Annotated in this window: 19 protein-coding genes; 9 read left to right on the plus strand and 10 right to left on the minus strand. The window is 69.3% G+C overall.

Annotation, left to right across the window (positions count from 1 at the left end):
- Positions 1-5: 5 nt before the first annotated feature.
- Genes R0146_RS13750 through R0146_RS13760 form a run of 3 tightly spaced genes read right to left on the minus strand, consistent with a single transcriptional unit; the run spans position 6 to position 4,902 of the window.
- Positions 6-2,510, minus strand: coding sequence for a polynucleotide kinase-phosphatase (locus R0146_RS13750; protein WP_317690421.1), 2,505 nt, complete (start codon positions 2,508-2,510; stop codon positions 6-8).
- Complete coding sequence (locus R0146_RS13755) at positions 2,507-3,916, minus strand: 3' terminal RNA ribose 2'-O-methyltransferase Hen1 (protein ID WP_317690423.1); 1,410 nt, start codon at positions 3,914-3,916, stop codon at positions 2,507-2,509. The genes R0146_RS13750 and R0146_RS13755 overlap by 4 nt, the downstream gene beginning before the upstream one ends.
- A gap of 29 nt (positions 3,917-3,945) precedes the next feature.
- A complete protein-coding gene (locus R0146_RS13760; RefSeq protein ID WP_317690424.1) occupies positions 3,946-4,902 on the minus strand; it encodes a LysR family transcriptional regulator in 957 nt (318 codons plus the stop codon).
- Between the two features lie 143 nt (positions 4,903-5,045).
- Here R0146_RS13760 and R0146_RS13765 point away from each other — a divergent pair, with 143 nt between their 5' ends.
- The gene (locus tag R0146_RS13765; RefSeq protein WP_317690425.1) at positions 5,046-6,230 is read left to right on the plus strand and encodes an MFS transporter; all 1,185 of its coding nucleotides are present in this window, start codon (positions 5,046-5,048) and stop codon (positions 6,228-6,230) included.
- Between the two features lie 98 nt (positions 6,231-6,328).
- Here the strand turns inward: R0146_RS13765 and R0146_RS13770 are convergent, their stop codons facing one another.
- Positions 6,329-6,616, minus strand: coding sequence for a helix-turn-helix domain-containing protein (locus tag R0146_RS13770; protein WP_317690426.1), 288 nt, complete (start codon positions 6,614-6,616; stop codon positions 6,329-6,331).
- A gap of 63 nt (positions 6,617-6,679) precedes the next feature.
- Here R0146_RS13770 and map point away from each other — a divergent pair, with 63 nt between their 5' ends.
- From map to R0146_RS13785, 3 genes are all read left to right on the plus strand, one after another.
- Positions 6,680-7,453 carry a type I methionyl aminopeptidase gene (map, locus tag R0146_RS13775; RefSeq protein WP_317690427.1) on the plus strand — a complete coding sequence of 258 codons (774 nt, stop codon included), beginning with the start codon at positions 6,680-6,682 and terminating at the stop codon, positions 7,451-7,453.
- 75 nt (positions 7,454-7,528) lie between these two features.
- On the plus strand, positions 7,529-8,551 hold the full coding sequence (locus R0146_RS13780) for a type IV toxin-antitoxin system AbiEi family antitoxin (protein WP_317690428.1): 1,023 nt from the start codon (positions 7,529-7,531) through the stop codon (positions 8,549-8,551).
- Entirely contained in the window at positions 8,526-9,329 is an 804-nt protein-coding gene (locus tag R0146_RS13785; protein WP_317690429.1) for a hypothetical protein, read from the plus strand. Before R0146_RS13780 ends, R0146_RS13785 begins: the two co-directional genes overlap by 26 nt.
- Before the next feature lie 524 nt (positions 9,330-9,853).
- Here the strand turns inward: R0146_RS13785 and R0146_RS13790 are convergent.
- Positions 9,854-10,939: a type 2 periplasmic-binding domain-containing protein gene (locus R0146_RS13790; RefSeq protein ID WP_317690430.1), complete on the minus strand. Its 1,086-nt coding sequence runs from the start codon at positions 10,937-10,939 to the stop codon at positions 9,854-9,856.
- An 802-nt stretch (positions 10,940-11,741) separates the two neighbouring features.
- Here R0146_RS13790 and R0146_RS13795 point away from each other — a divergent pair.
- Together R0146_RS13795 and lexA are read left to right on the plus strand one after the other, a co-directional pair.
- Positions 11,742-13,000, plus strand: a protein-coding gene (locus R0146_RS13795; protein WP_317690159.1) for an IS3 family transposase whose coding sequence is annotated in 2 segments (ribosomal slippage) — positions 11,742-12,030 and positions 12,030-13,000 — 1,260 coding nt in all. Because the reading frame shifts where the segments join, the coding sequence is not laid out codon by codon here.
- Between the two features lie 94 nt (positions 13,001-13,094).
- Positions 13,095-13,922 (plus strand): transcriptional repressor LexA, encoded by an 828-nt coding sequence (lexA, locus tag R0146_RS13800; RefSeq protein ID WP_317690431.1) that lies wholly within the window; start codon positions 13,095-13,097, stop codon positions 13,920-13,922.
- Positions 13,923-14,087: 165 nt separating this feature from the next.
- On the opposite strand, the gene R0146_RS13805 is transcribed toward lexA, so the two are convergent.
- From R0146_RS13805 to miaA, 4 genes are all read right to left on the minus strand, one after another.
- A complete protein-coding gene (locus tag R0146_RS13805) occupies positions 14,088-16,148 on the minus strand; it encodes an ATP-dependent DNA helicase (protein WP_317692414.1) in 2,061 nt (686 codons plus the stop codon).
- A 195-nt stretch (positions 16,149-16,343) separates the two neighbouring features.
- Positions 16,344-17,756 (minus strand): GTPase HflX, encoded by a 1,413-nt coding sequence (gene hflX, locus R0146_RS13810; protein WP_317692415.1) that lies wholly within the window; start codon positions 17,754-17,756, stop codon positions 16,344-16,346.
- Positions 17,757-18,085: 329 nt separating this feature from the next.
- Positions 18,086-18,961 (minus strand): diaminopimelate epimerase, encoded by an 876-nt coding sequence (gene dapF, locus R0146_RS13815; RefSeq protein ID WP_317690432.1) that lies wholly within the window; start codon positions 18,959-18,961, stop codon positions 18,086-18,088.
- A gap of 30 nt (positions 18,962-18,991) precedes the next feature.
- Positions 18,992-19,960 (minus strand): tRNA (adenosine(37)-N6)-dimethylallyltransferase MiaA, encoded by a 969-nt coding sequence (miaA, locus tag R0146_RS13820; protein WP_317690433.1) that lies wholly within the window; start codon positions 19,958-19,960, stop codon positions 18,992-18,994.
- Between the two features lie 470 nt (positions 19,961-20,430).
- On the opposite strand from miaA, the gene R0146_RS13825 reads away from it, so the two are divergent.
- Positions 20,431-20,616, plus strand: coding sequence for a hypothetical protein (locus R0146_RS13825; RefSeq protein ID WP_317690434.1), 186 nt, complete (start codon positions 20,431-20,433; stop codon positions 20,614-20,616).
- Here the strand turns inward: R0146_RS13825 and miaB are convergent.
- Positions 20,556-22,127: a tRNA (N6-isopentenyl adenosine(37)-C2)-methylthiotransferase MiaB gene (miaB, locus tag R0146_RS13830; RefSeq protein ID WP_317690435.1), complete on the minus strand. Its 1,572-nt coding sequence runs from the start codon at positions 22,125-22,127 to the stop codon at positions 20,556-20,558. The genes R0146_RS13825 and miaB overlap by 61 nt on opposite strands.
- Positions 22,128-22,258: 131 nt before the next feature.
- On the opposite strand from miaB, the gene R0146_RS13835 reads away from it, so the two are divergent.
- Positions 22,259-23,044, plus strand: a complete 786-nt coding sequence (locus R0146_RS13835; protein ID WP_317690436.1) for an amino acid ABC transporter ATP-binding protein — start codon at positions 22,259-22,261, stop codon at positions 23,042-23,044.
- 85 nt (positions 23,045-23,129) lie between these two features.
- The gene (locus R0146_RS13840) at positions 23,130-23,966 is read left to right on the plus strand and encodes a glutamate ABC transporter substrate-binding protein (RefSeq protein ID WP_317690437.1); all 837 of its coding nucleotides are present in this window, start codon (positions 23,130-23,132) and stop codon (positions 23,964-23,966) included.

Genomic DNA, 23,966 nt, shown 5'->3' on the forward strand with positions numbered 1-23,966 from the left:
GTCCGTCACAGACGCGGGTCGACGGGTTCGGATTCGAGGGCGAGCACCCCGAACACGGCTTCGTGAACGCGCCACAGGGGCTCCCTGGCGACCAGACGGTCGATGGCCTCCAGCCCGAGGGCGTATTCGCGCAGGGCGAGGGACCGCTTGCGGCCGAGGTTGCGGTCGCGGAGCCGGCCGAGGTTCGCCGGCTCGGTGTAGTCCGGCCCGTAGATGATGCGGAGATACTCGCGACCACGGACCTTGAGTCCGGGCTGGGCGAGCTGGCCCTTGGTCGTACGGGTCAGGTTGGCGAGCGGTTTGACCACCATGCCCTCGCCGCCGGCGTCGGTGAGCGCCTCCCACCAGGCGACGCCGGCGGCCCGTCCGGCCGGGTCGGCGGTGTCGACGCGGTGCCGGCGGGTCGTCCGGAACAGGCCCGGGTCCGCGGCGACCAACCGGTCCGCGACCCCCAGATGCCAGTCGTGGTCGCGATCCGCGAAGGACGCGCCGGCGGCCCCGAGCACCTGGAAGACGGCGAGTTCGACGCCGTCGAGCCCATCGGTCGGCCACGCGTAGCGCTGCCAGGCGGCGTCGTACGCACGGGCGTTCTCCAGACGTGCGGTGGTGCGGGCGAGCAGCGGTCCGACGTCGAGGCCACGAGCCTGGGCTGCGGCGAGCGCCCCCACAGCCGGGGGAAGTGACATCAGCGCGGCGGCGCCGACGGGGGCGTACTGCTCGCGCAACAGCGGCCCGGCCTTGGCCGACCAGGGCAGCAGTTCGGCATCCAGCAGCAGCCAGTCGGTCGCCAGCTCGTCGAACACGCCCGCCCGGGACACCGCGTCGCGGACGCGGCCCAGCAGGGTCGCAGTGAGGCCGGGGGTGAAGAAGGTCCGACCCGTGCGGGTGTAGACCGCTCCGCCGTCCGGCGTGACGTAGACCACCGCCCGCGAGCCCATGTGCTTCTCCTCACACACGACCCGCCCGATCCCCCACTCGGCGAACTGGCTGAACGCCTCGTCGGGATGTTCGAGGTAGCCGTCGCGGTGCGAGGTGGCGACCGGCGACATCGTGGGCGGCAGGTACGGCAGGAGCCGCGGGTGGAGCGCGAACCGGCTCATCACCTCCAGGGCGCCGGCGGCGTTCTCGGCGGTGATGGTGACCCGTCCCAGCGCAGCGGTCTCGATGCTGCGCTTGCCGACGACGTCGTCGAGGCGGAGTTCGTCCGCACCGCGCGGAGTGGCCGTGGCGGCCGGGAACGGCTTGGCCGGTTCGTAGTGGACGGCGAGTGCGTCGACCTGGACGGTCTCGCGCTCCGGGTAGCGCAGCGCGGTGAGCCGTCCGCCGAACACGCAGCCGGTGTCGACGCACAGCGTGTTGTTGACCCAGTCGAGGGTGGGCGTCGGGCTGTGCCCGTAGACCACGGTCGCCCGGCCGCGGTACTCCTCTGCCCACGGGTAGCGCACCGGCAGGCCGTATTCGTCGGTCTCACCGGTGGTGTCGCCGTACAGCGCGAACGCGCGCACCCGGCCGGACGTACGGCCGTGATAGGCCTCCTTCAGCCCGGCGTGCGCGACCACCAGCCGGCCGTCGTCCAGGACGAGGTGGGACACCAGCCCGTAGCACCACTCCCGCACCGCGACGCGGAACTCCGCAGACTCCTCGGCCAGCTCCGCCAGGGTGCGCTCCAGCCCGTGGGAGACGGTGACCGCACGACCGTCCAGGGCACGGATCAGCTTGCTCTCGTGATTGCCCGGCACCGCCAGGGCGTGACCAGCGGCGGTCATCCCCATCGCCAACCGCAGCACACCGACCGACAAGGGGCCACGGTCGACCAGGTCGCCCACGAAGACCACCCGTCGACCATCCGGATGACTGGCGTCGACGGCCGTGCCGTCCCCGTCCCGACGGACGGTGTAGCCGAGCCGGTCGAGCAGCTGCAGGAGTTCGTCGAGGCAGCCATGCACGTCGCCGATGATGTCGAACGGGCCGTGCTGGTCGCGGTGGTCGTTCAACAACCGGTCGCGGACGATCCTCGCCTCCGCCACCCCCGCGTCGCTCGACAGCACGTGGACCGTACGGAACCCCTCCCGGCCCAGCCCCCGGATGGACTTCCGCAACTGGGCGGCCTGACGCCGGATCGGGCCGTCACCGAAGGCGCGGTCGGGCCGCGTCCGGTTGCGCTCGATCGCGATGTCGGTCGGCACGTCCAGGACGATCGCCACCGGCAGCACATCGTGGTCGCGGGCCAGCTTCACCAGGCCGGCACGGGCCTCCCGGGAGGTGTTGGTGGCGTCCACCACGGTCAACAGGCCGCGGTCCAGCCGCTTGCCGGCGATGTAGTAGAGGACGTCGAAGGCGTCGGTGGTGGCCGACTGATCGTTCTCGTCCCCGCTCACCAGCGCCCGGCAGTAGTCCGAACTGAGCACCTCGAACGGCGCGAAGGCCTGCGCGGCGAAGGTCGACTTCCCGGAGCCGGAGACGCCGACCAGGGCGACCAGGGCCAGCGCGGGGATGTGCAGATCGCTCACTGGACCTCCCGGGAGAACAGCGCCAGCTGCGTGGGCGGGCCGGCCTCGGGGTCGACGGCGCCGACCGTACGGAACTCCACCCGGTAGCCCCGACGCCCGGCGACCCCGTCGGCCCAGGCGGCGAACTCCGCCCGCGTCCACTCGAACCGGTGATCGGGGTGACGCCGGCTGCCGTCCGCCAGACCGTAGACCGGGTTGTAGTCCCGATTCGGGGTGGTCACCACGACATGGGCGGGACGGGCGGCGCCGAACACACCGGCCTCCAGCGACTCGATCCGGTCCGGCTCCAGGTGCTCGACCACCTCCACCAGGAGGATGGCATCGAAGCCGGCCAACTGATCGTCCCGGTAGGTCACCGACGACTGTCGCAGGGTGATCTTCTCGCGCTGGTGGTCGGGGAGCCGGTCGAGGCCCAGCCGCCGTTCCGCGGCCGCCAGCACCCGGGGTGACACATCCACCCCGATCACCTCGGTGACGGCCGGATCGGCGAGCAACGCCCGCAGGTAATAACCTTCGCCGCAGCCCAGGTCGACCACGCGCCGGGCACCGATCTCGCGGAGCAGGCCCAGCACCGTCTCCCGACGCTGCACCTTCAACGGGGCAACCGTCTCCTCCTCGGTGTCGTCCCCCGGCTCGTCGACCACGGAATCGTCCAGCGCCGCCAGCCGCACGGTGGCGGCCTCGACGTAGTCGCGGCGTGAGGCCAGGTAGCGCCGTACGATCAGCTCGCGCAGCGGATGGTCGGCCAGCCAGCCCTCGCCGCGGCGCACCAGCTTGGTGACCTCGTCCGACCCCACCCAGTAGTGCTTGGCGTTGTCCAGCACCGGCAGCAACACGTACAGGTGGGACAGCGCATCCGCCAGCCGCACCGACCCGGTCAAGGTCAGATCGACATACGGTGCCGGCCCCCAGCTACCGTCCGGTCCGAACGGAGCCTCCAGCGCCCGGACGTGCCAGCCCAGCGGCTCGAACAATTGCTGCACCAGCTGCGTGCCCGTCAGCGGATCACCGTCCGTCGTCGCGCGGGCCGGGACGTACGGGACGCGGATCTCCAGCGGCAGGGGCGAGGCAGCCAGCTCGGGGAAGGAGTCGCAGCGCCCGTTCATCGCCGTGGTGAAGACCCTGCCCAGCGCGACGGCGAGCATGGAGGCCGCGGCGTACGGGCGATCGGTGACGTAGTCGGTCAGCGCCAGACCCTCGCGTGACGTCAGTCGCCGTTTCACCATCCCGATCGGATCGACCTCCAACAGCAGCGCGGCCGTGACCCGCTCCGCGGAGGACTCCGGATAGAACACCGTCGCCTCGCCGACCGGCAGCGCGAAGGTCTGCACCCGGTCGGGATGCTTGTGCAGCAGGTGGCCGAGCGCCGGAGCGTCCGGGCCCGTCAACGACAGAGTCACCAGCACGCGCTGAATCTAGCAGCGGCCGGACGGTCTCACGCCTGGTTTCGCGCGCCACCGACCAGCGGGAGATCAGGGCGAGGGAGCCATTCGTCGCTCCGCCGGGCGATGTCGAAGAGCGCCCGGGCGGCGGGTGATGGGTCTCCCCCGGTACGCCAGGAGACCCCGATCTCACGGATGGCGCTCTTCTCCGCAATGGGGATCTCGACGACGTCCGGGAACGGCTGGTGGGCCGGCGGCAGGATGGCGACGCCGAGGCCGACCGCGACGAGGCCGCGCACCGTGTAGGCGTCTTCGCCCTCGAAGCCCCGCTCGGGTTCGACGCCGGCGGTCCTGAGGATCGAGTCGACCTGGCCGCGGAGTCCGAACTCAGGACGCATCTGGAGCATGCGCTCGCCGGCCAGCTGGCGCAGCCGAACGCGCTTGCGGTGGGCGAGGGGATGCGACAGCGGCACGGCCAGGACCAGGGGCTCGTCATACAGCCGGACGGTCTCGGTGTCGCGCCCTCCGGCATAGGGCGGCGAGACGAGCACGATGTCTGCTTCGCCGGCCTCCAGCATCTCGACGCAGAGTTCGTGCGGCCGCTGGTGCAGTTGGAAGCGTGTGCTGGGACGGACGTCGAGGACGGCTCTCAGCAGCGCCGGGACGACGGTTCGCCCCAGGGTGTTCTGGAAGGCGACCGAGGCGGTGTCCGCCCGCTCGGCAGCGCGCTTGCTCACGACGTCGGTGCCGGCGGTGACGGCATCAAGCGCTCGGCGTGCGTACGGAAGGAGCTCGCGGGCTTCCGCGGACAGCTCGACACCGCGCCCGTCGCGCGTCAGCATCGAGGCCCCGACCGTACGCGCCAGCCGTGCGAGTCCCCTGCTGACGGTCGGTTGGGGAACGCGGAGTTCATCGGCGGCCGCGGTGACACCGCCGGACTCTGCCACTGCGACGAGGTAGGGCAAGTCGGCGAGCACGTCCCGCAGGTCGGTCGTCGTCAGTTCATTCATGCCACTATCGTATGGGAGTGATCTCACGTATGCATTAGTGCTATGAGCGTCCGGTGCCTACCGTCGTACAGGTGACAACAACAGATAGCATCACCACGTGGGAGGGGCACCTCCGCGAGTCACCCGAATACCTTCGCATCCTGATGGCACTGGCATGTGCGGGAGTGGCGACGTTCGGACAGCTCTACTCACCGCAGGGCATCCTCCCCGAGATCGCCACCGCTCTCCACGTCAGCCCTGACCGGTCCGCCTTGCTCGTCTCCGCAGCAACGATCGGACTCGCGATCGGCGTACTGCCGTGGTCGTGGTTCGCCGACCGTGTCGGGCGACTTCAAGCGATGAGATTCTCGTTGATCGCCGCGACGGTCTTCGGCATCGCCGTGGTCCTGTGCCCGACCTTCACCGGGATCCTCATCCTCCGCGTCTTGGAGGGCATCGCCCTCGGCGGCCTCCCCGCGCTGGCGTTGACCTATCTCCAGGAGGAGATCCACCCGGCGCACACCGCGGCGGCAGCCGGAACGTACGTGGCCGGGACCTCGGTCGGCGGACTGATCGGGCGCATCATCGCCGCCCCCGTGACCGCATGGCTCGGATGGCGGTGGGGGGTCGGACTCGTCGTCGTTCTCGCGGCCCTGGCATCCACCGGATTCATCCTGCTCACACCGAAGGCCCGCGGCTTCCAGCGCGCCGCCGCGAGCGAGCGCGGGTCACTTGCCCGGATCATCTGGACGAACCTCCGGACCCCGGCGCTGCTCGTGCTCTTCGGCCAGGGCTTCCTGCTCATGGGCGGCTTCGTCACCATCTACAACTACCTCGCGTTCCGCCTGCAGGACGCCCCGTTCAACCTCTCGACGACCGCCACGTCGCTGCTGTTCCTCGCCTATCTCGCCGGCACGTGGTCGTCACGTCAGGCAGGCCGGGCCGCAGGCACGCATGGCAGACTCCGGGTGCTGCTCGTCGCGATCGCGGTGATGATTCTCGGCAGTCTGCTCACGCTGATCCCCTCCATTCCGTTCGTACTCGCCGGGCTCGTCACGCTCACCATCGGCTTCTTCGGAGCGCACTCCATCGCTTCGGGGTGGACCGCTGCGCGCGCGACCATCGGGCGGGCACAAGCGACCTCGCTCTACAACCTCTTCTACTACCTCGGCTCGAGCATCGTCGGATGGCTCGGGGGCTACGTCTTCACCGGTCTCGGCTGGGACGCCACCGCTCTGACCGTCGCGGGTCTCGCCGTCGTCGCTGCAGTATGGGCCGCCGTGGCAGCGGGGACCGGCACGCGCGCACCGCGTCGAGATGCAGTACGTCAGCGTGCCGTACGTCAGTGAACTGCCATCGATGGGCCGGCCGTCGATCGGTCCGCCCGGATGTCGAACTCAGGGATGCGCGCCGACCGTCTGCTCATCGGACTGATCGCGGGTGGCCGTCAGGCCGACGCCAACGTCGTACGGCCCGGCGTTCCCGTCGCGGAGACGTGACGGAGGTCGGCCCAGAGCTCATCCAGCGACAACCCCAGCACATCGGCGATCGCCGCGATGGTGGGGAAGGACGGTGTGGCCACCCGCCCGGACTCGATCTTCCGCAGCGTCTCGGGGGAAATGCCCGCCTCCAGGGCGACATCCAGGATCGTACGGTCGCCTCGCGCGTGACGCAGCAGCGCGCCGAGCTGCTCGCCGCGCTGGATGTCCTCCGGCGTGAGGGGAAGTCTGACCATGTGCCCGATTCTAATACCGGTGTAGTTTGACCGGTATAACTATTGGGACTGAAAGGGGTCACCGTGATCGAGATACTCACCACCGACGAGCTCGCCCGCGCCAGGCAGACCGGGCGCCTCGTCGGCACCATCCTCCAGACCCTCAAGGCCCGGTGCGCGGTCGGCACCAACCTGCTGGAGATCGATCAATGGACGCACGAGATGATCCTCCGTGCCGGCGCCACCTCCTGCTACATCGACTACGCGCCCTCTTTCGGGCGGGGGCCGTTCGGGCACTACATCTGCACCTCGGTCAACGACGCGGTGCTGCACGGCCTGCCGTACGATCACCGGCTCACCGACGGCGACTTGTTGACTCTCGATCTCGCGGTGGTCAAGAACGGTGTCGCCGCGGACGCCGCGATCAGTTTCATCGTCGGCAACGCGCGCCGGGATGAGGATGTGGCGATGATCGCCGCGACCGAGCGTGCGCTGGCCGCAGGCATCCGCGCCGCCGCGCCGGGCGCCCGCATCGGCGACATCTCGCATGCGATCGAGCGCGTACTCTCCGCGGCCGGATATGCGATCAATCGCGAGTTCGGCGGTCACGGCATCGGCTCCACCATGCATCAGGACCCCCATGTGGCCAACGCGGGCCGCCCCGGGCGTGGATACACGCTCCGTCCGGGGCTTCTCCTGGCCCTCGAACCATGGGTGATGGCCGACACCGACGAACTCGTCACCGACCCCGACGGCTGGACCCTCCGCAGCGCCACCGGACGTCGGACCGCGCACAGCGAGCACACCATCGCGATCACCGAGACCGGCGCGGAGATCCTGACCCTCCCGACCGCGTGAGTGGTCCTCCCAGCATGGGAACCGACTCGTGACCCGGGTGTTCAAAATTACCATCCGTTCAGATATATTGAACATGTGAGTCTTTTGAACTACCAAGGCGACGTGTTGGCGCATCGCGTCCAGCAGGGGTTGGCGCGCGCCGGGATGAAGGACATCACGGTCTTGTCTGTGCAGCCCGCCAGCGGACGCCGCCTCATCCTGCGCTACGGGCCACTCATGTACCGACTCCATGTTCACCCCGTCGAGCGCCGGCTTCGCGCACCCGCTGAAGAGCCCGGGTGGCTCCCGCTTCTTGTGAGCACCCGCGTCGACGAGGCTACGGCGGACGAGTTGGCCGAAGCACACGTCAGCTTCCTCGATGACCTCGGCAACGCACACGTGTCGCTGGACGGGCGCACTGTCCTGTTCACGCGCCGCAATGAGCCGGGAGGTCCCGACGTGCGCGACACGCCAGCGACCCCGCCTACAGCCAAACGGGCCGCGGGAGCGCTGGCCCTGAACCGCGCCAGCCATCGCGTGGCCTTCGCCCTCTTGGCTGATCCCGAACTGGCCGCCCGCCCGGTCCGCGCGCTGGCCGCAACCGCCAGAGTGTCGGTCGGCACCGTCCACAACACCGTTGTTCAGCTCACCGAAGCCGGGCACCTGCTGGACGGGAGACTTCACCACGCCGGCCGCCTGCTCGACGCCTGGGCTGACGCCTACCGCAGAGTGACCATCCGCCCCCTCGCGCCCCGCGCTCTGTATGCACCCGACGGGACCTGGCCCGACAAGACGCGGCTCGAACCCACAAGCGGGGTCCTCCTTGGCGGGATCGCCGCGGCAGCCGTCCTGGACAGCCACGTCCGCGCCACTGACGGCATCGTCTATGCCCCAACTCTCGGGCCCGCCGTGACGCTGTTGCGACTCACGCCCACGCCCACGGCGTTCCGCGTCGAGGTGCGGCAGCGCTTCTGGGGGGATGCCCTGCCCTCCTCCCAGCCCGGAGTGGTGCCCTCGGTGCTGATCTACGGCGACCTGCTCCGCGACGGCGACGCCCGTTCCCTCCATATCGCCGCTGACCTCAGGAAGAACGATGCGCACCTTCGCACCCTTGACTGACAGCGACCTTCCCGTCCCGGGCGAACTGTTGGACACCCTCGCCGACGCCCTCGGTGCCTCCGGCCGGTGGGTGCTCATCGGCGCGACCGCAAGGGATCTCATGCTCATCCTCGGTGGAGTCTCCCTGCCCCGCCGTGCAACGAACGACGTCGACATCGCCGTCGCCGCCCACGACGCTTCCGACTTCGACACGACGCTGGCGAGGCTGGGCGAACCCACCCGGGCGTGGCAACGCCGCCGACTCTTGGGCCAGCAGGTGGACGTGGTGCCTTTCGGTGACGTGGAAAGCGACGGCGACGTCGTCATCCACGAGTCCAGCCTCACCGTGCTCGGCTGCGCTGAGGCAGCCGAGCACGCGGACCTCCTCACTCTGCCGTCCAGGAGACTGCTGCCCGTTGCGCCCCTCGAACTCATCGCCGTGCTGAAGCTGATTGCGTTCAACGGCCGCCAGCCTGCCGAGACCAAGGACGCCGACGATCTCGTCACTGTGCTGCGCGCATCCTCACAGGGCGTCTACGGCGACGAGACCTGGGACGACGAACTCGCCCTGGCGGCTACCGACTTCGACCATGAATTGGCCGGCGCCTACCGACTCGGACGTCGAGCCATCACTTGCTTCAGCCCCGATCGCGCCGAGCAAGTCCTCCAGGTGGCGATGAAGGCTCAGTCTGCCCTGCGGCTGGCCTGGCGGGGAGCCTACGACGAACTCCTGGAGGCATGGCTGGCCGGACTCCGAGTAGAGGGTCGACCCAGCGCGGTCAGAGGGAGGCCAAGGTGATCGGCGCCGGATGCGCGACCTACACATCCTTAACCAGCCTCCGACAAGGAAATTCATTGGTCGGGGTGCTGGGAAGCAGCCAGCAGGCGCGTCAGACGACTGAACTCATCGGGCTGCTCAGCGATGCGCGGGAGTCGAGCAGGGTTGTCGATGGCCGCCCGCTCCCGCGGCAGCAGGCAGTCAATCGGGCGGTCGTGGCGCTGCTCTAGAGGACTTCAAGGCTGGCGTATCACCCTACGAGTTGGCTAAGCGGTACAACCAGCAGCGCAACACGGTGCGAGCTGTGCTGCGCCGACAGACCTCGACACCAGCGCCGGAGGGAAGCCAGCACTGCTGACCGATGCCGACAAGGTCAATATCCGAGCGCAGTATGCCGCTGGGAAACCCAGCGGGAGCTTGCGACGACGTCTGGGGCAAGCGTGTCGACGATCCGGCGAGCGCTGCAGGCGGACCGCAAGTGAAGTGACGCGCCGCTTCCTGTCGGATCGGCGGAGCAACGATCGCATATTCGTTCCACATCCTGTCTATATCTCCGCGCTTTGACCGAATGGACGGTAGAGGCCGGAACAGTGCGCCAGACAGAAATCGCAACTCACGTCCATGCCCGGCTTGAACTCGGGTCCAAGTGCGCTCTCGAGATCCGCAAGATTGACTGTTTGACTATGGATGCGGGCGTCGGGCATCGCGGGCTTGCCGACAAGGCTGATCTCGTTCAGATCGCCTTGGTCGATGATGGAGACGACGCCGGCGCGGTAAAGCTGAGTCGGCACATGCTCGCAGCGTTCGCGGGTCAGACAGACACGGCACCAGCCGAGGTCGGCTGTGCCGCCCGGGACGAGGTAGTCGCGTCCGGGGACGTGTTCACACTCAGACAAGTCCTGCCCGCACAGCGAACACGTCCTGTGTGCCCGCCCGCCGATGCTGAGCCCGACGCGCGTGTGAGCGAGCCTCACTGGGCACGTCAGAGAGTAGGTCCGCCCCTCGCGGGCAAGTCGGCAGCCGAAAGTCTCCCGGACCCAGCGACCGGCCAGATCGAGAGCTGCGTGAGTGTCAGATTCCGACGGGCCGTCCTCGGCCCAGTCGAGTGCTGATCGGAGGCGTTCCAGGGCGCTGCGGGCATGCGATTCTGCATCCTGCCCATCAGCCTTCAGCGATAGGGCCGCTTCGCCGATTAGCGCCTTCCCCTCGAGGGTGAGCCGCTTGATCATGCGGGCGACGTGTGCGCTCGGCGTCGGCATGCTGGACGCCGTGGTTTCGGATTGTTCGGTGCGGTGTGTCGATGAGATGGCCTCGACCTGAGGCGCAGGGCTTCGGTAGAGTTCATGCACTCGGATATCGACCTTGTTGTGTGCTTGGCGGAACTTGGTAATGATCGCCTTGCAGCTTTCCCAGATTGCTGTACCAGCCAGCCCCGTGCCGATGTTGATCGCGACGTTGATGACGATGTCAGCAAGGTCAGCGCTCTTCCTGACCTCGAAGGTGCGAGACTCTGATGGGTCCAAGAAGTCGACCCGCAGACCGGCCTCTCGCAAGGCTTTCGCAAGTGCGATCGAATGGCTGTCGTACTCACCCGCCTCGCCGTCAGTACGTCTGGTGGGCAGAACGACCATATCCGCGTCCAACTCAGCGGCCGCACGCAGGTCTACAGCCAGTCGCCCATCCGGTGACTCTGACATCAAGGACCTCCCCCTCATGGCCGCAGGCGTGCACGACCGGCTCCACCGCCACAACGGTAAGCCTCGGAGCGAACCAGCGCACGGCGCTCCCATCTGAACCTCGTCTGCACAACAGTCACGAGATCTCACTGAGCTGACACCCCACTGATCCCCTGAACCAGACGCAACACGGTGCGGGCCGTCCTGCGCCGCGATGGCCTCGCCACCGGCGCCGGAGTCAATCGGTCGCTGTTGAGCGAGACTGATAAGGCTGAGATCCGCAAGCAGCGCGCGGCTGGTGTGAGTCCGCGTCAACTCGCGACCGCCTACGGCCTGGGCGTGTGGACTATCCGGCGCGTCTCCAAGGCTCGTCGCGGGTGACGCTGCCGTGTCTCCCCAAACGTCCATCCCCGAAGCGGTCATCGAGGTCGGTCAAGCCTTGCGCTTCAAGGCGACTCTACTAGCCATCTACCTAGCGCGCTGGTCGTGAAGTCCGCAACAGACCATCGAGTCTGTAACAAGGCAGACCAGATCAGTCCTAAACACGGTAGCCCGCTTCGCGGAGCGCCGCTCGAACGGCGCCAGGCTCCGGAGGCAACGAATGACTCGAACCTACGCACCGCAGGTTCGAGCCATTCCGATGTCCTGAGACATCACATCGTGGCGGGGGCAGTGTGTGATTTCAGGACATCCCGGACGATGTGTCTGAACCGCCCCGGCATGTCCGGAGACTCCGAACCTTGGGAAGGTTGGAGTCATGGCAGGGAACACGTCGAAGAGGTATCCGGCTGAGCTGAAGGCCAGGGCGGTGAGGATGTATGCCGAGATCAGGCCGGATCAGGACACCGATTGGGGTGCGATGGCCCGGGTCGCGGAGCTGCTGGGGATCTCCACGGCCGAGACGGTGCGTAAGTGGGTGCGGCAGGCCGAGGTCGACCAGGGCGCCCGGCCGGGGGTCACGTCGGAGGAGTCGGCCGAGGTCAAGCGGTTGAAGCGGGAGAACGCCGAGTTGCGGCGGGCGAACGCGATCCTGAAGGCGGCGTCGGCTTTCTTCGCGGCCGAGCTCGACCGGCCCGGGCAGTGATCGTGGACTTCATCCGCGAGCACGCCGACCACCAGCCCGCCACCGGTGGGTTGCGATGGGGGGTAGAGCCGATCTGTGCCGTGTTGTCCGAGCATGGTGTGAAGATCGCCCCGTCGACCTACTACGAGTGGCGCGACCGGCTGCCCTCCAAGCGCGAGCAGCGCGACGAGGTGCTGCTGGCACATATCCGGCGGATCCATGCCGACAACTTCGGGGTGTACGGACCCCGCAAGGTGTGGCTGGCGCTGAACCGGGAAGGCATACCCGTCGCCCGCTGCACCATCGAGCGGCTGATGCGCCAGGCGGGGCTGGCCGGGGTGGTCCGCGGCAAGGTGAAACGGACAACGATCGCCGGGATCGGGCCCAAGCCGGCCGACCTGGTGAATCGCAACTTCGAGCCGCTCGCGCCGAACCGGTTGTGGGTCGCCGACTTCACCTACGTGTCGACCTGGGCCGGCTGGACCTACGTGGCGTTCGTCGTCGACGCCTACGCCCGCCGGATTATCGGCTGGCGGGCCGCTACCACGATGACCGCCGACCTCGTCCTCGACGCGGTCGAGCAGGCCATCTGGGTGCGTGAGCGGGAGGACCGTGCCGACTTCACCGCCCTGGTCGCCCACCACGACCACGGCAGCCAATACCTCTCCCTGGCCCACAGCCAACGCCTCGCCGACGCCGGCATCACCCCCTCAGCCGGCGCCGTCGGATCGAGCTACGACAACGCCCTGGCCGAGAGCATCAACGGGATGTACAAGACCGAGGTCATTCGCCGGCAGGGACCCTGGAGGGACGTGAACGCCGTCGAGATCGCCACCGCAAAGTGGGTCGACTGGTACAACCACCGCCGCCTCAACGAGTACTGCGGAGACATGCCACCGGTCGTTCTCGAGCAGGCCCACTACGCTCAACAACAACCCTCAGCAGCAAGCTGAGGAGTCAAACCAGCGAGTCTCCGGACATGCCGGGGCGGTTCACACCCTCGAACAGGTGTTTGATTGGGGGATTCGTTCGCGATAACGTGGCCGCATGGCCGATGGACCGGACGACACCACGACTCCCCGGCGGGGTCGCCCCCGCACCAGCACCGTCGAGGCGCAGGTCCGAGCGGCGCGCCGGGCTCAGCAGCAGGGCCTGACCGAGCGCCGCGACCACCGCCACACACCGCCGGTTCCGGAGCGCCGGGAGCTGACCCCGCGCCAGCAGCTGATCCTCGACATCATCCGGGCCACCGTCGAGGACCGCGGCTATCCTCCGACGGTCCGGGAGCTGGGTGACGCCGCCGGGCTGTCCAGTCCGTCGAGCGTGTCGCATCAGCTGAAGGTGCTGGAGGAGAAGGGCTACATCCGCCGCGATCCGAATCGCCCCCGGGCAATGGAAGTCGTGGTCCCCGACCAGGACAGCTCGGCGCCGGCGGCATCCTCCCGGCCCGCTGCCGAGGTCGCACCGTTCGATCCCACCGGCCTGCACGACGCGCTGCCGTCGGCGGTCAATGTCCCGGTCGTCGGTAGGATCGCCGCCGGAGTGCCGATCACCGCCGAGGAACACATCGAGGACGTCTTCGCCCTACCGAAGCAGTTGGTGGGTGAGGGGAACGTCTTCATGCTTGAGGTGCGCGGCGATTCCATGATCGACGCGGCCATCTGTGACGGCGACTGGGTCGTGGTGCGCCAGCAGCCGGACGCGGTGAACGGCGACATCGTCGCCGCGATGCTGGACGACGAGGCCACCGTGAAGACGTTCAAGCGAACCGCCGACAAGGTCTGGCTGATGCCGCACAACAGCGCGTACGAGCCGATCGACGGCACCCACGCAACGGTCCTCGGCAAGGTCGTCGCGGTCCTCCGTCGGGTCTGACCGCTGTCCCGACGCCCGAGGTCCTCCCGGCGTCACCGCCACGGCTTGCCAGGAGGACCTCGCCCGGCAGCGGGACCTCACCTGACAACAGGACTCACCTGACAGCAGAACAGTTCCTGACAACCGACCAGGGCCGGCAGGAGGAAGCTCTCCCACGCCGGAGGCTCAGACCCCCCGGGTGTCCCCCTTCTCGGTGTCGTGCTGCTCGGTGTCCTCCTGCTGGGTGTCGTCCTGTTCGGCGTCCGCCGCGAGCCGCTGGAGCGCCCGGACCGCCACGTCGGAATCGGTCGTGGTCCACATCGATGGCAGCGAGGCCCTCAGGAAGCTGCCGTAGCGGGCGGTGACGATCCGTGGGTCGAGTAGTGCGACCATGCCTCGGTCAGTGGTCCGACGGATCAGTCGGCCGGCGCCCTGGGCCAGCAGCAGCGCGGCATGCGTGGCGGCCACCGCCATGAACCCGTTGCCACCGTGCTGCTCGACCTCCTGCTGGCGGGCCTGCATCAGCGGTTCGTCGGGACGAGGAAAAGGGATCTTGTCGATGATCACCAAACGACAGGTGTCCCCCGGCACGTCGACGCCCTGCCACAGCGACAGCGTCCCGAACAAGCTGGTCTGCGGCTCGGTGACGAACCGACGGGTGAGCTCGGCCAGATGAGCGTCGCCCTGCAGCAGGATCTCCATTGCGGGCAGCTCGTTGCGGACATGCTCGGCGGCCGCCTGCGCGGCACGCTGGGAGGAGAACAGCCCCAGGGTGTGCCCGCCGGCCGCCCAGACCAGCTGGGCGATCTCGCCCAGCACGGCCGGATCCGTGCCGTCCCGCCCGGGGCGCGGAAGATCCCGGGCGAGGTAGAGGATCCCCTGCTTGCGGTAGTCGAAGGGCGAGCCGACGTCGAGCGCCCGCCACGGCAGCACGCCCTCCATCGCCGCGGTGAAGCCGGCGCCCATCACCTCGTCCGCCGACGGTCCGCGGTCGGCCGACGGTTCGTTGCCATCGACCAGCTCCGCGGCGCGCAGGCCGAACGAGCCGGCCACCTTGGTGAAGCCGCCGCCGACCTTCAGGGTCGCGGAGGTGAACACCGCCGTACGGTCCGAGAGGATCGAGCCGCGCATCAGCCCGGCCACGGACAGCGGAGCGGCGCGCAGCTCGCGGCCGGAACGTTCCCGGTCGATCACCCAGACGACGTCCCCGTCCGCCGGAGTGGCCATCCGCTCGGCCACCTCGAACACCTCCTGGAGGGCCGCCTGCGCCTGGCGCCGCTCGTTGCTGTCCGCGTCCTTGCCGTCCTTGCCTTTGCCGAGTTGGGAGACACCGTCGCGGGCCAGGTCGCGGACCTGCGCGAGCGCGGTCAGCAGCGCGGACTCCCCCGGCTCCACCCGGGCCAGCGCCGCGCCGTCGAGGGCGGTTCCCAGCGACTCCCCGGCGTCCATCAGGTCCAACGCGGTGTCGTCGTCCATCCAGGCCATCGCCCGCTTGGCGACCCGCTCCACGATCTGCGAGCTGAGTTCCGCCGAGGCCGCCCCGGTCACCCGGGAAACAAGCTCGTGCGCCTCGTCGATGATGACCGCCGAATGCTCCGGGAGCACCGACCCCTCCTGCATGGCGTCGATCGCCAACATCGCGTGATTGGTCACCACCAGATCCGCAGCGCGGGCCCGCTCCCGCGACTTCTCCACGAAACACTCCGCCCCGAACGGGCAGCGCTGCGCGCCCAAGCACTCCCGCGACGAGATCGACACCTGGGCCCAGCCGCGGGCGGTGTGAGTCGGGGCTTCGTCACGGTCGGCGAGTCGGTCGCGCTCTGCCTGGTCCTCGGCCCACTCGCGCAATGCCAGGACCTCCGCGCCGAGGACGGAGACCTCGTCGGCCCCCGAGTCACGGATCTGGTCGGCGACGTCTGCGCCACCGAAGAGCCCCTGCTGCTCCACCGCCCCGTTCCCCCGCACCCGCAACAGACAGGCGTAGTTCGTCCGGCCCTTCAGGACGGCGGACCGTACGCGCTTGCCGGCCACCTTCTCCATCGCAGCCAGCGCGTGCGGGATGTCACTGTCGGCCAGCTGCGCCTGGAGCGCCAGTGTGGCGGTCGCGATGACGACCCGGTCGTCCGGATGGGCGGCGAGATGGGCCAGCACCGGCGCGAGGTAGCCCAGCGACTTGCCGGTGCCGGTGCCCGCCTGGACCAGCAGGTGCTCCCGACCGGCGAGGCACTCGGCGATCGCCCGCGCCATCGCCTGCTGCCCCGGACGGGGGCTGCCGCCGATCACGCCGACCGACGCCTCAAGGAGGTCGTCGGCGGTCACCGTGGGCGCGTTCTGGGATGGCACCCGTCAACACTAGACGCTCCACCCGGCTCGGCCGGGACCGCGCGCGGAGCGGTCGCCCGGCCGGCGCCTCCGGCACCGACGGAACGGTCGTCGCCGGGCTCACTCCTCCACGTACGCGCGGAACTCCCCCGCCAGGTCGGCGTTCACCAAGGCGACGATCCGGGTGCCTTCGGGGGTGAACTCCTGGGTGACGAACTCACCGTGCTGGTGCACCTTGTCGAGCAGGTCTCCCCGCGAGTACGGCACCAGGGCGCGGACCTCGATCTCCGGTCGGGGCAGCGCAGCCTCGACGGCCTCCCGGACCGCGTCCACGCCGACGCCGGTGCGGGCCGAGCAGAACAACGCCGATGGATAGGCGGTGGCCAACTCCAGCCGGGTGGTCGCATCGACCAGGTCCATCTTGTTGAAGACCAGCAGCTCCGGCACGTCGGTCGCCTCGATCTCGCCGAGTACCTGGCGCACCGCATCGACCTGGCCGGCCGGATCCGGATCGGCCCCGTCGACGACGTGGACCAGCAGGTCCGCCTGGGAGGACTCCTCGAGGGTCGACCGGAACGCCTCGATCAGCTCCGTCGGGAGGTGACGGACGAAGCCGACGGTGTCGGTCAGCGTGTAGATCCGGCCGTCGGCGGCCTCGGCACGCCGGGTGGTCGGGTCCAACGTCGCGAACAGGGCATCCTCGACCAGCACCCCCGCCCCGGTCAGCCGGTTCAGCAACGAGGACTTGCCGGCATTGGTGTAGCCGACGATCGCCACCGACGGGATCCGGTGACGGTGTCGCTCCGACCGCTTCGTCTCGCGAGTGACGTCCATGTCGCGCAACTTGCGCCGCAGGATCGCGATCCGGGTGTTGATCCGGCGACGATCCGTCTCGATCTTCGTCTCACCGGGACCACGCCCACCGATGCCGGCACCGCCCGCGGCCTGACCACCGGCCTGCCGGGAGAGGTTGCCACCCCAGCCACGCAGGCGCTGCTTGCGGTACTGGAGCTGGGCCAGCTCGACCTGGGCCTTGCCCTCGGCGCTGCGGGCGTGCTGGGCGAAGATGTCGAGGATGAGGATCGTACGGTCGACGACCTTGACCTTGATCTCGTCCTCCAGGTTGCGCAGCTGGGAGGCGGACAGCTCGCCGTCGCAGATCACCGTGTCGGCACCGGTCGCCTGGACCACCTCGCGCACCTCGGTGACCTTGCCCCGGCCGATGTAGGTCGCCGGATCGGGCTGCTTGCGACGCTGGATCAGGCCCTCCAGCACCTCGGAGCCGGCCGTCTCGGCGAGCATCTTGAGCTCGGTCATCGCGTTGTCCGCGTCGGCCTGGCTGCCGGTGGTCCACACGCTGACCAGCACGACCCGCTCCAGCCGCAGCTGGCGGTACTCGACCTCGGTGATGTCCTGCAGGTCGGTGCGGATGCCCGCCACCCGGCGCAGCGACAGACGCTCGGCCAGCTCGAGCTGGTCGCCGTCGTACGCCTCCGGATCGTTGCCCTCGATGCCGATGAACTCGTCGGTCATCAACGTGGGCCCGAACTCCTCGGTGTCCTCGGACAGTTGCTCGGCCCGGTCATCGACGGACTCGTCGGGTCCGGCGTCCTCCGGAAGGTCCTCGGGGTGCAACCGGCGGGCGCGGATCTGCGCCGCCCGCTCTCGTGTGGGCCAGTACCCGTCCTGAGCGTCTGCCGGACCGGGTCCGGTCGGGGTGATGGCGATGGTGGTCCTCCTCGGTCTCCGATTCCCCCAGTGTAGGAGGTGGCACCGACAGCGAGCAGGTGTCCGCTCGTCCGGGGGGCCTGCCGCAGACGGGGAGGGGCGGCGGCCGCCGCGGCGCGGGTGTCCGGCGGCCGTCAGCCGAGGTCGGGGATGACGATCGATCCGCGGTAGACCAGTTCCGCCGGTCCGGTCAGCGTCGCCACCACCGGGGCGTCGGCGGTCGCCCTGCTGAGTCCGACCACCACCACACCGCCGGGCACCTCCACCCGGATCCGGCGCTCCTCGGCCCCGATCCGCAGGCCCAGGCGGGCCGCGCTCGCCGCGGCCACCGCGACCGTCCCGGTGCCGCAGGACTCGGTCTCGCCGACGCCTCGCTCGTAGACCCGCATCGCCACATGGCCCTCGTCGTGGATCCGGACGAACTCGGCGTTGACGCCGAGTGGGAACTCCCCGGTCGGCCAGACCGGCTGCCGAGTCAGGTCGAGAGCCCCGATGTCGTCGGTGAAGGACACCGCATGCGGGTTGCCGACGTCGACCGGCTGGGCCTCCCAGGTGCGCGGCCCGCCCCCGTCGATCGCCGTGATCGGGACGGTCGGCGCGAGCAGGCCGTCGTGCAGCCGGACCGGGCCCATCTCGACCCGCACCCGCTCGTCGGGCAGCAGCGCCGCGTGCCGGGCGCCGGCGCGGGTGCCGATCGTCATCTCCCGGTCGTTGACCAGCCCGCACTCGGCGAGGTAGCGGACGAACACCCGCACCCCATTGCCGCACATCTCGGCCACGGATCCGTCGGCATTGCGGTAGTCCATGAACCAGGCGTCGGGGTCGCCGTCCCACTCCGGGATGTGCTTGCCGCGCACGGCCCGCAACAGGCCGTCCGCCCCGACACCACCCCGCCGGTCACACAGGTACCGGACCTCGACCGGGGCGAGGTCCAGCAGGCCTGCCTGGTCGGTGAAGACCACGAAGTCGTTGCGGGTGCCGTGGCCCTTGACGAAGGTGATGTCACGCATGGCGACCATCATGGCACGGGGGATGTCACCTCACCGGCGGCCTTCCGGTCGGCCGGCCTCCAGCCCGCGCAACGGTCCCGCGAGCAGGGCACCCGCCAGCTCCGCGGTGGGGCGAGTGGCGTCGACCCAGACGATCCGGTCGTCGCGACGGAACCAGCCGAGCTGCTTGCGGGCGAAGCGCCGGGTCCGGGTGATGGTCGTCTCCTTGGCGGTCGCCTCGTCGATCGTGCCGGCCAGGAAGTCGAGCACCTGACGGTAACCGAGGGCCCGGCAGGCGGTACGTCCCTGGCGCAGGCCCTGCGCCTCCAGTCGGCGCACCTCGTCGACGAAACCGTCGGCCCACATCCGTTCCACCCGCGCGGCGATCCGCTCGTCGAGCACGTCACGCTCCAGAGACAGCCCGATCTGCACCACGTCGGCCACCGCGTAGCGGTGCTCGGGCAGCGTCGAGGTGTAGTGCCCGGTCAGCTCGATCACCTCCAGGGCCCGGATCACGCGGCGCGCGTTGTTCGGCTCGATGCCCGCCGCGGCGGCCGGATCGGCGGCGAGCAGCCGGGCGTAGAGCTCCGCAAGGCCACTGTGGTCGGCCTCGGCCTCCAGACGGAACCGGACGGCGGGATCAGTGCCGGGGAACTCGAACTCGTCGAGGATCGCCCGGATGTAGAGCGACGAGCCCCCGACCAGCAGCGGGACCACCCCACGGTCCCGACAGTCCGCGATGGCGGCGCGGGCGAGCCGCTGGAAGTCAGCGACCGTGGCGGTCCGGTGGATGTCCCAGACGTCGACGAGGTGGTGGCGTACGGCAGCGCGTTCCTCGGCAGTCGGCTTGGCGGTGCCGATGTCCATGCCGCGGTAGACGAGCATCGAGTCGGCGTTGACGATCTCGGCAGCCCGACCGGCCGCGCCCAGCCGACGGGCCAGTTCGATCGCCAGGGCCGTCTTGCCGGAGGCGGTCGGTCCGATCACGGCGATGACGGGCAGGAGAGAGGCTTCGGGCACCCCACCAGCTTGCCGCAGCGAGCGGCCCGGACGCGACCCGACGGGCGGCACGCCGGTGCCGGGGAGATCTACGAGGCGGTCGACGGGCCCCCTCGACGAGTCCGCCGGCCGTGTCGGTGATCCCGCAGCCGTGTCCGTGATCCCATTGGCCGGCGGATCGACCGCCGCCCGTCAGGGAGACGTGAGGATCCGCAGGCCGCCCCGGCGCCGTACGGTCCTCCCCCCGGCGCCGCCCGGCGAGCGGTTCGTCCCCTTGTCAGCGGGCGTTACGACGTTGTGTCGAGCGGCGTACGGTGCGGTGACGATGCCGGCCCGGGCCGTTACGGGTCCGTGAAGTCCCTTTCCTCCGGGCCGGCCGCTGCGTCTACTGGAGGCAGGGCTCCCCGGAGCGTCCCCGACATCGCGGGACGCGGACCGGCGGGACCCGGTCGGACGCCACTCGGACGCCCGGTGCACGAAAGGACACTGCCATGGATCCCGTGAACATCATCGGTGTCAGCCTGCTCGCCATCACCATTCTCCTGATGGTGATCGATGCGGTCCGCACCTGGTACCAGGACCGTACGGCGCCGGTGCGCCGTACGGACCGGCGCGCTCAGGAACGCCTCGCCGGCATCCCGAGCTGGACGCTGGTCGGCCGCAACGACCCGTTCTGATCCGCCGTCGGCAGGTCCGCGAGCGATCCCGCCGCGGCCTGCCGGGCCGTCCAGGCGTCACCGCCGCGAGTGCGCCGCAGCCCGCTGATGCCGGCATCGGCCGTCAGGTGATGGGGCGCCGCGTACGTGATGACGGTCTCGGCGATGTCGCCCGGCCGCGGACGCAGCGCCGGATCGTCCGGGACAGCCACGTGGACCAGCCGGTTGTCGCGGGCCCGACCGGACATCCGGTGGGTGTCGCCGTCCTTCTTGCCCTCCCCGTCGGCGAACATCACCTCGACGGTCTGTCCGACGAGCTTCGTGTTCTCCGCCCAGGCGATCTCGTCGACCAGCGCGACCAGCCGCTGGTAGCGGGCGTGCTTGACCTCGTCCGGCACCTGGTCGGGCATGGTGGCCGCCGGGGTGCCGGGGCGGATCGAGTAGAGGAAGGTGAACGCGGCGCTGAACCGAGCCCGGCGGACCACCTCCAGGGTCTGTTCGAAGTCCTCCTCGGTCTCCCCCGGGAAGCCGACGATGATGTCGGTGGTGATGGCCGCCTGCGGCAGGGCCGCCCGCACCCGGTCGAGGATGCCGAGGAAGCGTTCTGACCGGTAGGAGCGCCGCATCCGCCGCAGCACGTCGTCGGAGCCGGACTGCAGGGGCATGTGCAGTTGCGGCATCACGTTCGGGGTCTCGGCCATCGCGGCGATCACGTCATCGGTGAAGTCCTTCGGGTGCGGGCTGGTGAACCGGACCCGCTCCAGGCCGTCGATCTCCCCGCAGGCGCGCAGCAGCGACGCGAAGGCGCCCCGGCCGGCGTACGGTCCGGAACCGTCGCCGTCATCCCCGGCGGACCAGCCGGTGCCGTACGCGTTGACGTTCTGTCCCAGCAGCGTGACCTCCTGGACGCCCTGGTCGACCAGCGCGCGGACCTCGCCCAGGATGTCGCCCGGGCGGCGGTCGCGCTCCTTGCCGCGCAGCGACGGGACGATGCAGAAGGTGCAGGTGTTGTTGCAGCCGACGCTGACCGACACCCACGCCGCGTAGGCGGAGTCGCGGTGGGTCGGCAGATCGGACGGGAAGGTCTCCAGCGCCTCTTTGATCTCGACCTGCGCCTCGTGCCGGATCCGGGACCGCTCCAGCAGCACCGGCAGCGCGCCCAGGTTGTTGGTGCCGAACACCACGTCCACCCAGGGGGCCCGCCGGACGATGACGTCGCGGTCCTTCTGCGCCATGCAGCCGCCGACGGCGACCTGCATGCCGGGCCGCTCGGCCTTGACCGAGGCGATGTGGCCGAGGTTGCCGTAGAGCCTGTTGTCGGCGTTCTCCCGCACGGCGCAGGTGTTGAACACGACGACATCGGCCGGTGTCCCCTCGGGCGTGGGCCGATAGCCCGCCTCGTCGAGCAGACCGGCGATCCGTTCGGAATCGTGCACGTTCATCTGGCAGCCGTACGTCCGGACCTCGTACGTACGGGGCGCGGACGGGCCTGGACCGGCGGACCGGTCGGCCGTGGTGGGGGTGTCGTTCATGGCGCGCCCACTCTACAGGAGACACCCAGGAAGGCCCGGCCGCGACGGCGGGGATGACAGCCTGATGACGATCAGGAGTGGGGACGTCGGAACCTCTGTGCAATCGGCCTGATGGGCCCTATCGTGCGAACATGACATCAATCCAGCCCGAGGCAACCGGCCCGCTGGTCCACGAGACGGATGCACCGGTCGTCCTCCTGCAGGACGTGAACAAGCACTTCGGCGAGTTGCACGTCCTGCGGGACATCAACCTGTCGGTGGCCAAAGGAGAGGTTGTCGTCGTGCTGGGGCCGTCCGGCTCGGGCAAGTCCACCCTGATCCGGACGATCAATCGCCTGGAGACGATCGACTCCGGCACCATCGCCGTCGACGGACGTACGTTGCCCTCAGAGGGCAAGCAACTGGCCCAGCTGCGCGCCGAGGTCGGCATGGTGTTCCAGTCGTTCAATCTCTTCGCCCACAGGACGATCCTGGAGAACGTCACCCTCGGCCCGACCAAGGTCCGCAAGACGGCCAAGGCGACCGCCGAGTCCGAGGCGATGGCGCTCCTCAAGCGGGTCGGAGTCGCCGACCAGGCGAAGAAGTATCCGGCCCAGCTCTCCGGCGGCCAGCAGCAGCGGGTAGCGATCGCCCGGGCACTGGCGATGAAGCCCAAAGTGATGCTCTTCGACGAGCCGACCTCCGCCCTCGACCCGGAGATGGTCCAGGAGGTCCTCGACGTGATGATCAACCTGGCCGGCCAGGGCATGACGATGATCGTGGTCACCCACGAGATGGGCTTCGCCCGCAAGGCGGCCAACCGGGTCGTCTTCATGTCCGACGGGCAGATCGTCGAGCAGGGCGATCCGAACGCCTTCTTCACCGCCCCGAGGACCGACCGGGCCCGCGACTTCCTGTCGAAGATCCTCCCCCACTGAACCTTCCGGCCACCCACCCCGCGTACGACTCCCGTACGCACCCACCCGGGCTTCGACGCCCGGACACCACCGAAAGGAACCCCCGATGCAGCATCGCAGGATCGGCCTCGCCGTCGGCGCCGCTGTGATGAGCCTCGCCCTGTCCGCCTGTGTGGCGGGCGGGACGGGCGGCTCGTCCACCGGAGGCACTGGCCAAACCATCACCATCGGCATCAAGTTCGACCAGCCCGGTCTCGGCCAGCAGGTCGGCAGCGAGTACAAGGGCTTCGACGTCGACGTCGCCCGCTACGTCGCCAAGGAACTGGGCTATCAGGAGAACCAGATCAAGTGGATGGAGGCCCCGTCGGCCCAGCGCGAGACGCTGATCCAGTCCGACCAGGTCAAGCTGGTCTTCGCCACCTACTCCATCACCGACGCCCGCAAGCAGAAGGTCGACTTCGCCGGCCCGTACTTCATCGCCGGTCAGGACATCCTGATCCAGTCGAACCGTACGGACATCCACGGCCCGGCCGACCTGAAGGGCCACAAGCTCTGCTCGGTGGTCGGCTCGACCTCGGCCCAGAAGATCAAGGACACCTATCCCGAGGTCCAGCTCCAGGAGGTGGACACCTACTCGAAGTGTGCCGAGGCCGTCGCGGCAGGTTCGATGGACGCACTGACCACCGACGACATCATCCTGGCCGGTTACGCCGCCCAGGACCAGTACAAGGGCAAGCTCAAGGTGGTCGGCGCGCCGTTCACCCAGGAGCGCTACGGCGTCGGCCTGAAGAAGGGCGACACCGAGCTCCAGAAGAAGGTCAACGACGCCCTCACCAAGATGATCGACGACGGGTCGTGGCAGAAGTTCCTCGACGCCAACGTCGGCGCCTCGGGCTACAAGCCCAACGCGCAGCTGAACCCGCCGAAGCCCGGCACCGCCTAG

The sequence above is a fragment of the Raineyella sp. LH-20 genome, assembly GCF_033110965.1.
GTDB lineage: Bacteria > Actinomycetota > Actinomycetes > Propionibacteriales > Propionibacteriaceae > Raineyella.

What these genes read in the sequence shown, in the direction of transcription:
- R0146_RS13760 (WP_317690424.1), bottom strand. Translation starts at nt 4,902, where the DNA reads ATGAATGAACTGACGACGACCGACCTGCGGGACGTGCTCGCCGACTTG.
- R0146_RS13765 (WP_317690425.1), top strand. Translation starts at nt 5,046, where the DNA reads ATGGCACTGGCATGTGCGGGAGTGGCGACGTTCGGACAGCTCTACTCA.
- R0146_RS13770 (WP_317690426.1), bottom strand. Translation starts at nt 6,616, where the DNA reads ATGGTCAGACTTCCCCTCACGCCGGAGGACATCCAGCGCGGCGAGCAG.
- R0146_RS13785 (WP_317690429.1), top strand. Translation starts at nt 8,526, where the DNA reads ATGCGCACCTTCGCACCCTTGACTGACAGCGACCTTCCCGTCCCGGGC.
- R0146_RS13790 (WP_317690430.1), bottom strand. Translation starts at nt 10,939, where the DNA reads ATGGTCGTTCTGCCCACCAGACGTACTGACGGCGAGGCGGGTGAGTAC.
- lexA (WP_317690431.1), top strand. Translation starts at nt 13,095, where the DNA reads ATGGCCGATGGACCGGACGACACCACGACTCCCCGGCGGGGTCGCCCC.
- R0146_RS13805 (WP_317692414.1), bottom strand. Translation starts at nt 16,148, where the DNA reads ATGGCGCGGGCGATCGCCGAGTGCCTCGCCGGTCGGGAGCACCTGCTG.
- hflX (WP_317692415.1), bottom strand. Translation starts at nt 17,756, where the DNA reads ATGACCGACGAGTTCATCGGCATCGAGGGCAACGATCCGGAGGCGTAC.
- dapF (WP_317690432.1), bottom strand. Translation starts at nt 18,961, where the DNA reads ATGCGTGACATCACCTTCGTCAAGGGCCACGGCACCCGCAACGACTTC.
- R0146_RS13825 (WP_317690434.1), top strand. Translation starts at nt 20,431, where the DNA reads ATGGATCCCGTGAACATCATCGGTGTCAGCCTGCTCGCCATCACCATT.
- miaB (WP_317690435.1), bottom strand. Translation starts at nt 22,127, where the DNA reads ATGAACGACACCCCCACCACGGCCGACCGGTCCGCCGGTCCAGGCCCG.
- R0146_RS13835 (WP_317690436.1), top strand. Translation starts at nt 22,259, where the DNA reads ATGACATCAATCCAGCCCGAGGCAACCGGCCCGCTGGTCCACGAGACG.
- R0146_RS13840 (WP_317690437.1), top strand. Translation starts at nt 23,130, where the DNA reads ATGCAGCATCGCAGGATCGGCCTCGCCGTCGGCGCCGCTGTGATGAGC.